We start from the raw sequence: 13,569 nt of genomic DNA, 5'->3' as shown, positions 1-13,569 counted from the left end.
GGCAAATCATTTAATGATAGACTCATTAACGCTTTCGCTGTTCAGTTTTCAAAGAACATTTTTTGTCGAACGTTTCATATCTTATCACGTTCGTAATGTACGAGTCAAGAGTTTTTTTCAGTGAATCTTGTTGTCTTTTCTCGTATTTTGTCGTCGCTTGCTGGCGACAAGGAATAATCTATCACATACAAAAACGAAATACAATACCTTTTTTGAAAGTTATTTTAAGAAAGTAGAATAGAGATCGCTTCTACGCGTTAAAAAAGAGCCCCATCATGGGGGCTCTAAGTGCACCATACCTGATTACTGCGCTGTATAACCACCATCAATAACAACACCCTGCCCCGTTACACCTTGCGCTTTTTTGCTGGCCAAAAATACAGCATAGTCTGCTACTTCCTGTACATTCAACAGTCGCTTTTGCGGCACCAGAGGATAAATAACCTCCTCCATTACCTTTTCCAAAGGCACATTTCTCGTCTTGGCCAAATCAATCAGCTGATTTTGGACGAGAGGGGTATCCACATATCCCGGACAAATCGCATTCACTGTGATCCCATGTGCCGCCCCCTCCAATGCTGCAACCTTGGTCAGACCGATTACCCCATGCTTGGCGCTATTGTAGGCAGCCTTTCCTGCAAAGCCAATCAGCCCGTTGATCGATGCCATATTTAACACACGCCCAAATCCTTGTTTCTTCATAATCGGGAAGGCATGCTTGATTGCCACGAATGGAGCGGTAAGCATGATGCTGATCATTTGTTCAAATTTTGCCGTAGGAAAGTCTTCAATTGGCGAAACAAACTGAAGTCCGGCATTGTTCACCAAAATATCGAGCCTGCCAAAAATCTTAACGACTTGTTCCATACCTTCTATGACTTGCTCTTCGTTTGTAACATCACAAGCAAAGCTTACAACCTCATACCCCTCGTTTTGCAATCGTGAGGCCGCAGCATCAGCAGCATCTCGGTTGAGGTCCACGATCATGACTTTGGCGCCCTCTTCGGCAAAAGTTCGGGCAATCTCCAGCCCAATCCCACTAGCTGCACCTGTTACGAGCGCCACCTGTTGCTCCAGTAATTTCTTCATATTTCCGATCTCCTCTCCTGCTGCCTCTGTCTCTATCATTGTGTTTGGTTATACAAAGAGCGATACGCCAAATGCCAAAATGAACACAGCCAATGTTTTCACAACCGTAATCGCAAAAATGTCTTTGTACGATTGGCGATGTGTCAGGCCTGTGATTGCCAGCAGTGTAATGACTGCCCCGTTATGAGGGAGCGTATCCATTCCACCTGACGCCATCGAGGCAATCCGGTGCAAAAGCTCAGGGCTGATTCCCACAGCACTTGCCATCTCCATGTATTGCTTCCCCATTACCTCCAGCGCGATAGACAACCCACCAGAAGCAGATCCGGTCACACCCGCCAATACGTTTACCGCGAGCGCCTCAGATACGAGGGGATGATCGCTTGCGCCCAAAATCCATCCTTGAATCACTTTGAATCCAGGCAGCGTTTTGACAACGTTTCCAAAACCAACCTCAGAAGCTGTATTGAAAATCGCAAGCAAAGCCCCCATCGCAGCAGCTGTCAATCCGCTTGCCAGCTTAGTTTGTACTTGGCGAACATTGATCAGAATCGCGGTTATGATTCCCAAGCTTAGTGCGATAATCAATGCCCAGGAGGAGACAACATTTTTCACTTTATCAATCTTGAACGATTCTTTGAGCATGGATGGATCATACCAGGCCTCCACCGTCCAAATGCCACGGCTAAACATGTAGTTTCCAATCAACACGATCGCCAAAGGAAGAATCGCGAGCCAAATATTCATATACGATTGCGTTTGTTGCAGCTCGGGCTCGTTCGTATGCCCCGTTCCGTAGCCCTCACCATTCGCTGCGGCTTGCTTGCGTCTGCGCTCCAGCCACAGCATACCACCAGCAAAAACCATAATTGCCCCAATGATCCCTACGACAGGAGCAGCATACGCATCGGTACCGAAATAAGTGGTTGGAATAATATTTTGAATTTGCGGTGTACCCGGCAGTGCATCCATCGTGAAAGTAAAGGCACCGAGTGCAATCGTCCCGGGAATCAAACGCTTCGGAATATTCGCTTCACGGAAAATAGCAGAGGCGAACGGATACACAGCAAACGCGACGACGAACAGAGAAACCCCGCCATAGGTCAATATGGCACACGCGAGGACCACAGCCAGAATCGCACGGTTGGAGCCAAGCGCTCTCACAATCGTATGGGCAATTGAGGAGGCTGCCCCGCTCAGCTCCATGACTTTTCCGAAAATCGCTCCAAGCAGGAAAATAGGGAAGAATGATTTCACGTAATTCGCTGCGTTGGTCATGAAGGTTTCCGTGTAGCTGGGCAGCAGGGCTAAACCTGACAAAACAACCGCCAGCAATGTAAAAATAGGAGCAAAAACGATTACAGGATAGCCTCGGTACGCAAAGAACATCAACAGTCCGAGTGAAAGAACAATGGATAACACTTCAATGATCATAGGATTCTCCTTTCAATTTGCCCTCCATCATCGCGGAAAGAAATCGCTTTCATATTCGGTTATTAGCATGTTCCATGCCAGAGCAGCCTGGATCAGGAGAATGCCCTTCCTGTATAGGCTTGGTGAAGAACAGCTTATTTTGACTGCCTTGTCCCCCATGTAAATTTCCAGAAATCCGGAAAAATGCGTCCGAATTTATGGAATCTAGTAAAATAACCGGAAATATACCGCTTTTTTTCAACCCCGAAGCGTTCCCGACAATCAAATAAGTTGCCGCTAGTACGATTCCAGAAGCGTGGAATCTAGCAAAAAAACTGTTGCCAGCCTTCCGAACGCACAAAAAAATCCGAATTTCTGGCCACTCGCCAAATCTCCGGATTTCATTCATACATGCTGATCCAGCTGATGCTTTTCCCATTTTTCATAAAAGCTCGATTTGCTGATTCGCAGCAGCTTTGCCGCCTCCTGCTTGTTCCCCTCAGATTCCCGCATCGCTTGAAGAATGGCTTCCCGTTCTGTCTTCTCCAGCATTTCCTTCAATGGTAAAACAGGCGTATATGCACCCGCTGCGTCGCTCTCCTCGCTTGCCGGCAGCCAGATATGCTCTTTTTTCAACACATCCTCTTCAACCAGATGCAGGGCCCGCTCCAATACATTGCGGAGCTCGCGCACATTTCCAGGCCACGAATAGCTTTTCAGCACGCTCCACACCTCATCATCAATCGCCTTGACGGTGACTCCCGTCGCTTCCACAAGCTGCTTCAACAAATTGGAGACCAGCTCTGGCAAATCCTCCAGCCTCTCTCGCAGTGGCGGGATCGACAGCGATACGACATTCAAGCGGTAGTACAAATCTGCCCGGAACTTGCGCTCCTTGATGCTAGCTAGCATGTCTTGATTGGTAGATGCGATGACGCGTACGTCGATCGGTGTTGTTCGAACAGCACCGACGCGCTCTACCTCCTTTTCCTGCAAAACCCGCAATAGCTTGGCCTGCAGAGGTAATGGCATATCTCCGATTTCATCCAGCAGAATCGTCCCATGATTCGCCAGTTCAAATTTCCCTTTTTTCCCCCGACGAACCGCTCCGGTAAAAGCCCCCTCTTCGTACCCGAACAGCTCCGACTCCAATAGCGAATCAGGGATGGCCGCGCAGTTCACTCTAATAAACGGACCCATTTTTCGCTTGCTCTCGGCGTGAATGGCGTGAGCAAACAGCTCTTTGCCTGTACCACTCTCTCCCGTAATCAGAACAGTTGAATCGCTTTTGGCTACTTTTTGCGAAAAACGCTTCAGCTCCTGTAGCTTGTGACTGTACCCGACAATCTGGTCAAAATGATAGGTCGCTCCCATCCGGCGACGAAGTTCTTTTTTATAGTAGATTAATTCATCCTTGAGCTGGTCGACCATAGCGGCAAGTGAAGTCAGCTCCTGAACATCCTGGAAGAGCACGGTGCCGAGTACAGCGATTACTTTTCCTTCATCCATAATTGGAATGCGGTGTGCAATCATATTCCGCCCCTTGATTTGCTGGATGTCGGCAATTTCAGCTATCCCAGCCTTTCCGACGATATGCATACGCGTGTTCTCGATAACATCGGTAACGGGTTGGCCGATGACATCCTGTACGTTTAAAAATTTGCGGTAGCTCCTGTTGAACAGCAGAATTTTTCCTTCTGCATCCGTGACAATCATCGGTTCATGAGCGTTTTCAAAGACCACTTCTAGCAGCTTGCTTATTTGCTGAATATTAAAATCCACAACGGCTCCCTCTCTTTGAAAAACGTTGTAAATGCCAAGCAATAGGCGCGTGCCTTTCGTATTGCTAATGGTAGATGATCGATGCGAAAAATAATAGCGATTGCGATTTACGAAATATTGCCACAACAAATTCCGTATGATCTACTTAATAAAGAATGGAGGATTGAAAATGCTGCAAAATAAAACGATTATCGTAACAGGTGCCGCCTCTGGGATCGGGGCGGAGATCACTCATGAGTGCCTGAAGGAAGGGGCTACTGTTATCGCATGTGACATTGACCTCGCAGGACTTGAATCACTGCACAGCTCACTTCCCGACTCTCCTTTGTACATTCATCAAGTCGATGTATCCAGCTACGAACAGGTTCAAGACTTGTTTGCGTTCATTCACAAGTCCGGTCTGCACCCTACAGGTCTGGTCAACAATGCGGGCATTTATTTGGGGAAAAGCTTGCTTTCCTATGAACTACACGAAATTGACCGTGTGCTTGCGATCAATATAAAAGGCTATGTATACTTCTCCAAGCTGTTTGGCTCCCTGTTGCTCGAGCAAAAGAAATCCGGCTCCATTGTCAATATGGCTTCTGTCTCCGGACAGGAAGGCAGCTCCGATGCTGTTTATGGCTTGTCCAAAGCGGCGATTCTGGGGCTGACCAAGAGCTGCGCCATGAATTTTTCTCCTTTTATTCGGGTGAACGCCGTCTGCCCTACCCTCGTAGACACCCCGATGATGGACCAAGTACCTGCATGGAGAAAAACAGAGTATCAGGAGCATGGCCTCATTAAAGAACCAGTTACCGCGAAAGACGTCGCACATACTGTGACCTTCCTTTTGTCAGCAAAGGCAAAGCACTACACCGGAGCTACATTTGATCTGAACAATGGCTGTTATCTTAGATAGAATCGATGAGCTTTGCCAACCGTTTCGGAGCCGAACGCAGGTAGCCTTCCAGCAAATAATCCTCGATTTCCTTCCAATCCGTAATATCCTTTCCCCTGATAGAGGTCCAGCCATGCTGACCGATATACGGTGTTTTGTAAAATCGGTCCTGCTGCACAAGGGTCTCCTGTGTAAGCTTCAGCGTTTTGAGGGAGAGAGAGGGGCCTCCTGGACCACCCTCTCCCAGCATGGCGAACGGCTTGTCATTTACCCGAAACGAGGTATGACCAAAGGCGTCCACCTGCTCATTCACCTCAGGCAGACGCATCGCCAGCTTTCTTACAGCATCCACCAAAGCCAAGCCTTCCTTTGACGAAATCGGTTCGTGCCCCATTCAGCCATTCCTCCTTTTCATCCTGCGAAAATCCTTATGATCCTATTTGTTCACTAGCTTGAGCGCTCTTTCCTTCCTGCATCCGATAAAGCGGAAGGATGAATAGCATTCCGCCAATAAACAAGACAGCTGCCACTTCGTAGATCGTAACGAGCGACAAGTTTTTTTTCAGTACCCCTGACAGACTCATCATGATCACCATCGAGCCCGTAAACAGCGGTGTCAAAATTCCGTTTACCCGTCCGAGGAACGTGCTTTCCGTATGCTTCATGAGCATCGTATTGATTCCGATCTGAATACAGGGCAGCAAAAGACCGGCAATGAACTGGGCAACGAGCGTCAGCCACAGATGCGTGGAGATTCCCAAAATGGCAAAGGCAAGGGCATTTCCAAACAATCCGGCCATCAGCAGCCTTTGGGGAGAAAATTTCTTGGCAACGGCCATGGTCGCGCCTCCCCCTAATATCATTCCCACCCCTTGAACCATCAGGAGCCATTGCAAGCTTTCTTTTGGCAACAGCAAGCGTTCTGTTACAAGAAAAATCCCAAGCGGCTGAATCAAGCCAATCGCCAGACCTGCCGCCATGAAACAGAAGCCGATCAGTGTCAGTACCCGATTAGACAAGACATAGCGAACGCCACTTGCCATCTCATCCAAGAGACCTGTCGATTTACTTTCCGTTTCCTCCACGCGATCAGGTGGCAAAAATGCCAGAACTGCTGCCGCTAGCAAAAACGCAACAGCCGTAATGATCATCGACACTTCCATGCCCCATTGCTGGAACACAAACGTCCCCATGATTGGACCCAAAACCATAAACACAGCGAATAACGTCTGATATGCAGACATCCCTGCCTGAATCTGATCTGCTGGCACATGCAGCTTAAACAGCTTCATACCGGACGGCTGAGAAAACTGCGACAAAATAGCAGATATCAGTGTCGCAAAAAAGACTGCTTTCCACGTTCCAAGCATAAACGTCGCCAAAACAGCGACAACTGATGTGGCGCTAAGGATTTCACACCACACCATGGTTCGTTTTGGTCGCCAGCGATCCGCAAACGTACCTGCTAAAAAAGAGAAAAGAAAGATCGGGGCGAATTCCGCCACCGATATCATGGAAACGGCAAATGCATCTCCACCTGTATGCTCCATCACGTAGAGCAAAATTGCGAAATTGCGAACCCAAATCCCGATTTGAACCATTAACCCTGAAAGCAATATCGCACGCACATAGCGATTTTGAAAAACTCCAGACACAAAAAAACCTCCTTATCCTTTATTTCTGGACAGGAGGTATTACATATCAACACAAAGATAGAGAACCCAAATACACATTCAGGTGCTGCCATCCTTCGCCAATATGCACATACTAACCCTATCCAGAAAAATGCATCGTCTTTATCCGATTGCTTTTATGGAAATAGGAATTAGTAGATCATTGGCTTGATGGTCACCCTTCCGTGTTAGAATGTTCCAAGAATACCATAAAGAGAGGAGCGCGACAACAAAAAATCTTTACCAGTTGTCCGATTTGTCCCTCTTTCTCAGAGATGGTATCGTACTAACCAAATCGCAAGCACTATTTCAGCAAATATAGATGAGGGAGGGAGAAGCTTTGGAGTTTAGAGTACTTGTCGCAGACGATGAACAAGCCATTTCGAGTGCGATTGCGTACGCACTGAGGCGTGAAGGCTTTCAGGTAGAGACAGCCGCAGACGGTGAAGAAGCATTGCACAAAACTGCTTCTTTTCACCCCCATGCCCTCGTTTTGGATGTCATGATGCCAAAGCTGACAGGATACGACGTATGTCGCAAGCTGGAAAATCGCAAGGATATCGGGATTCTGCTTCTTACCGTAAAAAACGACATTGTCGATAAGCTTGTCGGTCTCGAATTGGGAGCCGACGACTATATGACCAAACCATTTGATTTACGCGAGGTCGTTGCCAGAGTCAAGGCACTATGCCGACGTCTGGAGAAAAACGCTGCACCTGCAGAGCAAACGAATACGATCCATCTGGGAGCTTTGACTCTGCATCTGGAGCAGCGAGCTCTTTTCCTTCATGAAGAGCCAATCAGCCTGACACCGAAGGAATTTGATTTGCTTGCCCTGCTCCTTACTCACTTGAAACGCGTGTATACAAGAGAAGAGCTTCTCGATCTTGTTTGGGGGATGGATTACGACGGAGGTACACGAACCGTTGATATTCATATCCAGCGCCTCCGCGCCAAGTTGGGTTCAGAGTATCAGCATTTACTGCAAACCGTATACGGAATTGGCTACAAAGCGGTAGGAGATTTGTAATGCGGGTCAGCCTGAAATGGAAGTTCACCCTGTTTCTCGCAGGTCTGTTATTGTTCACGGTTGCGGTGTTGAGTACCTTGATCCTGCAAGGAGTGGCTCGTTATCAGCGGGAGCAGATGGAGGACTCACTCGCGCAAATGGTCAAAACGGCACAAACTCGCATTACCGGGCAATATGTGACTGGCACGCGCATCCCACCCCAGACCTTCATGAGTGTGGAGGGGCAAAAGCTTGCGATTGAATTGGGAGCTACCAGCGGGACCCGTGTCCTTTTGTACAGCATGGATGGAGTGGTTGCGGGAGACTCCCTGCCAATGGCGGAAAAAGCGGATGTCGCAGACGCTCTGGCATTTGCCTTGCAAAATAAAATCGCCTATTTGACAGAGGGCGATACGCTACACTATCTGGCCCCACTCCAAGGTCCCGATGGTCAAATCGCCGTGATACAATTCGACTCCTCCCTGCTTGCACAAAACAGCTTTTTTCAACAGCTTTTGCGTCTGTTTGTCTATACCAGCATTGGCGTGCTGCTCATCAGCTTTTTATTTGGATTTTTCTACATGAACCGTCAGGCAATCGCCATCAGTCGACTTAAACAAGAGACCGATCGCATTCGAATGGGCCAGTATCTTACGTCCCCCGGCCTTTTGCGCAAAGATGAATTGGGCGATCTGAGTGCTGGAATTTTTGAAATGAATCAAGCGATAAAGGCGAATATCCAGACTCAAAAACAATTCTTCGACAATATCAGTCATGAGTTTAAGACCCCGTTAACCGCTATCAAGGCAAACGCCGATCTGTTGCACATGTATGGAGATGACCCCTCCCTGGTCCGGGAATCGAGCGCAGCAATCGCAAGTGAATCATCTCGCCTGCATGAGCTGGTAGAGACTGCCCTCCAGTTATCTGCTCTTGAAAAGTACTCTTTGGAAAATCGTCCAGAAGTGATCTGGATCGATCAATTGCTGGAAGAATTGTCTGTGCGGTTGAAAGGAAAGGCAGAAAAAGCAGGAATTACGCTCCGAAAAAATTTGGTTCCCGCTACGATTTGGGCTGACAAGGATAGCCTGATTCACATCTTCCTCAATCTGATGGACAATGCAATCAAATACAACAAGCCGCATGGAGAGGTCATCATCTCGAATCGAATCGTCGCAGCCCATCTCGAAATCCTGATCCAGGATACAGGGATTGGTATCCCCGCGGATGAGCGTGCGCGTATATTCGAGCCTTTTTACACCGTTAATCCTGACAGAGCCAGACAGACAGGTGGAACAGGTCTTGGCTTGGCACTGGTACAGCAATTTGTCGAAAAACAACAAGGTACGATCAGAGTCGAGGATGGCCCGAACGGACAAGGCTCTACCTTTATCGTGACGTTTCGTGTGTACACTCCGAAATCATCGAATGATTGTTTACAAGTTTGAAACATCCAGAAATCTTGTCGAAATGATGAGGCTGTAGGATAAGACTCAAGCTCGAAGGCAAACAGAAAGGAGGCAATCTCTCACATGCAAGCACAGCGACCATTTCTTACGCAAATCATCGTCATGGCCGGCATATTGACGATGCTCATTTGCTCTTTGACGGGCTGTGATCACACAACCGGGCGGAAAATGACCGTGATCGATCCACCCGCTTATAAGCAGCCAGATACCCTTGCATTGGAGCGAATTGATCGACTGGATGAAATGTTTGCCCTCGCTTGGCTTTCCGAGGAAGAACTGTTGTACCAGAAAGCTCCACTTACAACTGAGCATTTGCAGATTCGCAACCTCAAGACCGGAGCCAGTCAAGCTACCGACATGAGTGCCGAGCGTTCAGCGATGGTATCGCCAGATCGCAAGCACGTATTGCTTTTATCCGAGCTGCGGGCTGACATTGCTAATCTCATCACTGGTCAAGTCCTTTCCCTGCCTGTCTCGGATGAGCACGTATCCTGGATTCTTCGAAATGCAGTCGGAGCATGGGCAAATGATCAAGCCTATGTCTTGCCGATTGTAAAGGGAGACAAAAAGTACGGCTTGCTTTATGTGCGAGTAGACGGAACAGCTACGTCGGTTTCCACCCCTGATGAGGATCAGCCGATCCAAAAAGTAATGGCACATAGCGATTCCATCTACTATCTGACCTCTGACCAGCAGTTAAAAGCGCTTGTTGAACACAGGAACCATGCGCAGCTGATCAGCAATCAGGTAGCAGACTTTGCGCTCTCACCGGATGGCACCCGGCTCGCTCTTGCGCTAGTAACAGGCAAGGATGAGGTCAGCCTGATTCTTTCCGACGCACAGGGGCAGACGCAGAAGTCGACTCGTGTGAATGGACGGCTTTTGCAGCAATTGTCCTGGTCTCCGGATGGTCACAGGCTTGCCTTTGCCATCTTCAACCTGGCACAGGGCATGACCGGACTGTATGTCATGGATACGCAAACTGGCAGCATGCTCTCTCTCTCCACTTTTCAGACATTGAAAAGTCCGATTGTCTGGAGCCCATCTGGCCAACAGCTATTGATCAGTCAACGTGACGAATCCTCATCTGACAGCAAAGCATTTTCGACGATTTATCGTTTCAAAACCTTACCTTAACGGAGTGACACACACTATGAAACGCTTTAACCTGATCATGATCCCTTGTATCATTGCCCTTGCACTTGTTGGAGGCTGTGGAAATGCAAATGACAAACAGCTTACCGTAAAGCAGCCACCTGCTTCCGAGAACAGTAGCCAGCCTACCTCACCGCCACCCGCAGAAAAACCAGAAGCAGATGTGGTCAAGCAATTTGAGGTAATGGCTGCGCAAGCGAAGGAAGCTAGCGAGCTAACCGCCTTTTTAGACCAGCACATGAGCACAGCAGGCGAGAAAACGGCTGACCAATTGTTTATCGGTTTGGAGAATTATTTAGTGGGGCACTTGCCTGTGGTAAACGATAATTTCCACGCACTTCTGGCACAACCAGCTGCGGCAGATATCATTCGAGGTCTTGAATATCCGTATGATTTTTCCAAAATCAAAAACGACGATAACCTCAAGCAATGGCTTATGGCCCAAACAGCAGGCAAGCTAAAGCTCATGGCTACCTTTGATATGGAGTATTACTGGGTTGTCGATTATGAAGCGCTCCAGGTGTACGCCCCTCACTTATCGGACGATCTGAAGGAGTACCTCGCAATTCAGACAACAGAGATGAACGGACCCTATGCAACAGATGGCAGCTTAAAAATCTCCCGCGATGAGCTGGGCGAACGAATGATGAAAGCAGAAAATTATTTGACCAAGCATCCAAACGGGCCAAAGACAGCAACAATCAAGCAGCTTTACAAAGACTATCTCACGGATTATCTCTCCAACTATCGCTATGGTGCGATTGATGAGAGCACCATGAAGCTTTTGCCAGAGGTCAAGGGCAGCTACTCAGCGTTTGTGAAAAAGTACCCGAATGCAAAAACAAGCCAAATTGTCTCTGCCTACCTGGCGGAAATCGATAAAAACAAGGATGTAATCTTTGCCTTTGGAAAGCAAGGCGAAAGCATTATTGGCGACGCAAAGCCAAACATTTCAAAGTTTTGGGATGAAATCAGCAGCCGGGTCGATCAATTGTTCTAATCATGGCCCTTTTTGAGATGTAAAAAAGCTCTGCCTACAATCAGGCGGAGCTTTTGTCTTTCTACTACTCTTTGGGAAGCACCTCAAACAAATAATGAATATAGTCCGAGGAAGCACCCGCATGTCCAAGCTGTCTCAGCATTGCGGAGATATTCCCGCGATGATATGTGCCATGATTGACCACATGCTGTACGATATCGCAGTACCTTGCATGGATGGTACCCATTTGCGGATGCGCATACGGAGCCGTTGCCTCTAAATCAATCTGTTGGATAAAGTCGTTGAACTTCCCTGCCAGCTCATTAAACATCACTCGCAGCTCTGTCACACTCTTTCCCGCTGTTTCAGAAGAGAGTTTCCCCACTACTTTTCCGACCTTTTCGTAACTCTCCCCTTGCATCGCCAGTAACCAGACATAGTCGATCAATAGCATATGGTTAAGTGTCTTGGTAATGGTAGGAAATACACTAGGCATCTCTTGTTCCCAAATTTCTTTGGGAACCTCCTGCAGGCGCTCGAACAACCTTTCATTCGCCCAGAGATGATAATCGTAGTTACGCAGCGCATCATGCTTCATCCCAAATCCTCCATTTCGGCTGTTTCTTCAATCATAACTACCCTTACCTGACAACAGCAGTCAGTGAAGTCAGGACGACTGATAATAATCGAGCAAATCCTTTGCGACAGCCACCAAGCGTTCTTTGAGAAAAGCAGGTTCTATCACTTGAATCGACTTGCCATAAGAAAGGAAGAAATGAGGAACGTGGGTATGGACAAACTGCTCACTGATCCGAAAGTGTACCTGTTCGCTAGTGCGCTCCACTACGGCATGTCCAAGAAACCAATGCCCACAAAGGTCTGTAATGGCTTGCATTCTTCCTTTTACAACCACAGAAATAAGCTGCTCCTGCTGGTCTGTCTCCGGAAGCAGATTGGTAAGAAAGAGTTGGCGAGCGGAAAAACCGGGTGGACGCTCAAATGTCGCATCGGTCCGGGAAATGGAATGAATTCGGTCCACTCGAAAGCTGCGAATTTCACCGCGAAGATGGCAATACGCAATGAGGTACCATTTTGCTCGCCAATGAACGAGACCATACGGGTCAATCTCACGCGTCTGGACATTTAACTGGTAGTTCTTTATATAGCCCATCTGCAATCTACAGGCATTCGCTACAGAGAGCTCAATTTCTTGCAGAAAAGACTCCAAAGCAGGGTCTTGAGGCGGAAGAATCACTTCAAAGCCGACGCTGTGGCGATCAATCGTCTGGCGCTGTTCTTCGTTTGTGTACCGTTTCAGCTTGGCAATCGCATTCATCAAATCCGTTCCAAATGGATAGCCTGCTTCCTCGGCAAACACAGCCGCATGAACAAGCGCTTTTTGTTCGTTCAAATCGAAAAACAAGGGTGCCTCGGTAAAAGGATGAAGCAGGCTGTATCCACCATTGTGCCCCGCGTCAGAAATAATCGGCACACCACTCGCACACAAGGCGTCGATGTAGCGATACACGGTGCGAATATTGATCTCCAATGCCTCCGCCAATTGCTTCGCCGTTATTTTCTTTTCCGTTTGCAGCAGCCATAAAATGGAGAGCATGTTATCAGCTTTGGACATCGTAAAATCTTGCTCCCCTCTGTCGTTCTCTTCCTACTATTGTTACAATTTTACTTTTCGTTTAAACAGCCAAATTCCCTGCTTGATCCTAGCGATAGGCTAACGCTCGTTACCTATCCGCTGAGGTTTGGTATGAGGTACGTACCAAATGGCAACGCTAAAAGAGCCTCTAAAGACAGGAAGCGTTGGTGCACTCTTTCGTTAATAGAACCTCTATCGAGGCTTCCTCAAGGAGGTGCGACCGCGTTTTAGCAGAAAGTTTCACCCGAAGTAATGCCGGGAGCGAACGCTGAGGTACCTTGCCATGCGTTCTGGAGTTCATAAGCGTCGCGCTGATAAATTCTTATACGTTAAAAATTTTTTTAGCATTTTTTCTTGAATATAGTATAATAGTGATAATGATTTTCATTTTCGAACAATTGTGTACAAGAGATAATTTTGGATATACATGGGTGTTACTTCACAGAAAGCAAAGAATGGGAGGATG

Annotated in this window: 12 protein-coding genes; 5 read left to right on the top strand and 7 right to left on the bottom strand. The window is 47.7% G+C overall.

All coding sequences use genetic code 11. From position 1 onward, the window contains the following. Positions 1 to 303 precede the first annotated feature (303 nt). From ADS79_RS00575 to ADS79_RS00560, 3 genes are all read right to left on the bottom strand, one after another. Positions 304 to 1,089 (bottom strand): 3-hydroxybutyrate dehydrogenase, encoded by a 786-nt coding sequence (locus tag ADS79_RS00575; RefSeq protein ID WP_049736475.1) that lies wholly within the window; start codon positions 1,087 to 1,089, stop codon positions 304 to 306. Between the two features lie 48 nt (positions 1,090 to 1,137). Beyond that, a complete protein-coding gene (locus ADS79_RS00570; RefSeq protein WP_049736474.1) occupies positions 1,138 to 2,523 on the bottom strand; it encodes a GntP family permease in 1,386 nt (461 codons plus the stop codon). A 384-nt stretch (positions 2,524 to 2,907) separates the two neighbouring features. Continuing rightward, a complete protein-coding gene (locus ADS79_RS00560) occupies positions 2,908 to 4,284 on the bottom strand; it encodes a sigma-54 interaction domain-containing protein (RefSeq protein WP_049736472.1) in 1,377 nt (458 codons plus the stop codon). Positions 4,285 to 4,453: 169 nt separating this feature from the next. Between ADS79_RS00560 and ADS79_RS00555 the strand changes: the two genes are divergently transcribed. Next, complete coding sequence (locus ADS79_RS00555) at positions 4,454 to 5,185, top strand: SDR family NAD(P)-dependent oxidoreductase (RefSeq protein ID WP_049736471.1); 732 nt, start codon at positions 4,454 to 4,456, stop codon at positions 5,183 to 5,185. Here the strand turns inward: ADS79_RS00555 and ADS79_RS00550 are convergent. Both ADS79_RS00550 and ADS79_RS00545 read right to left on the bottom strand, forming a co-directional pair. After that, entirely contained in the window at positions 5,178 to 5,558 is a 381-nt protein-coding gene (locus ADS79_RS00550; protein WP_049736470.1) for an MmcQ/YjbR family DNA-binding protein, read from the bottom strand. The genes ADS79_RS00555 and ADS79_RS00550 overlap by 8 nt on opposite strands. 34 nt (positions 5,559 to 5,592) lie before the next feature. Beyond that, positions 5,593 to 6,819: an MFS transporter gene (locus ADS79_RS00545; RefSeq protein ID WP_049736469.1), complete on the bottom strand. Its 1,227-nt coding sequence runs from the start codon at positions 6,817 to 6,819 to the stop codon at positions 5,593 to 5,595. Between the two features lie 340 nt (positions 6,820 to 7,159). On the opposite strand from ADS79_RS00545, the gene ADS79_RS00540 reads away from it, so the two are divergent. The 4 genes from ADS79_RS00540 (at position 7,160) to ADS79_RS00525 (ending at position 11,470) form a co-directional block, all read left to right on the top strand. Continuing rightward, the gene (locus ADS79_RS00540) at positions 7,160 to 7,867 is read left to right on the top strand and encodes a response regulator transcription factor (RefSeq protein ID WP_376747400.1); all 708 of its coding nucleotides are present in this window, start codon (positions 7,160 to 7,162) and stop codon (positions 7,865 to 7,867) included. After that, a complete protein-coding gene (locus tag ADS79_RS00535) occupies positions 7,867 to 9,294 on the top strand; it encodes a sensor histidine kinase (RefSeq protein ID WP_049736467.1) in 1,428 nt (475 codons plus the stop codon). The genes ADS79_RS00540 and ADS79_RS00535 overlap by 1 nt, the downstream gene beginning before the upstream one ends. 84 nt (positions 9,295 to 9,378) lie before the next feature. Then, on the top strand, positions 9,379 to 10,452 hold the full coding sequence (locus ADS79_RS00530; protein ID WP_049736466.1) for a hypothetical protein: 1,074 nt from the start codon (positions 9,379 to 9,381) through the stop codon (positions 10,450 to 10,452). Between the two features lie 16 nt (positions 10,453 to 10,468). After that, positions 10,469 to 11,470, top strand: a complete 1,002-nt coding sequence (locus ADS79_RS00525; RefSeq protein WP_049736465.1) for a hypothetical protein — start codon at positions 10,469 to 10,471, stop codon at positions 11,468 to 11,470. Between the two features lie 64 nt (positions 11,471 to 11,534). Here ADS79_RS00525 and ADS79_RS00520 read toward each other — a convergent pair whose 3' ends face one another. Next, positions 11,535 to 12,047 carry a DinB family protein gene (locus tag ADS79_RS00520; protein WP_049736464.1) on the bottom strand — a complete coding sequence of 171 codons (513 nt, stop codon included), beginning with the start codon at positions 12,045 to 12,047 and terminating at the stop codon, positions 11,535 to 11,537. Positions 12,048 to 12,116: 69 nt separating this feature from the next. Next, complete coding sequence (locus ADS79_RS00515) at positions 12,117 to 13,082, bottom strand: helix-turn-helix transcriptional regulator (protein ID WP_049736463.1); 966 nt, start codon at positions 13,080 to 13,082, stop codon at positions 12,117 to 12,119. Positions 13,083 to 13,569: the final 487 nt, after the last annotated feature.

This window comes from Brevibacillus reuszeri, assembly GCF_001187725.1.
GTDB classification, from domain to species: domain Bacteria; phylum Bacillota; class Bacilli; order Brevibacillales; family Brevibacillaceae; genus Brevibacillus; species Brevibacillus reuszeri.
The sequence above is the reverse complement of the archived record's forward strand: the minus strand, read 5'-3'. Positions and strand labels throughout refer to the sequence as shown.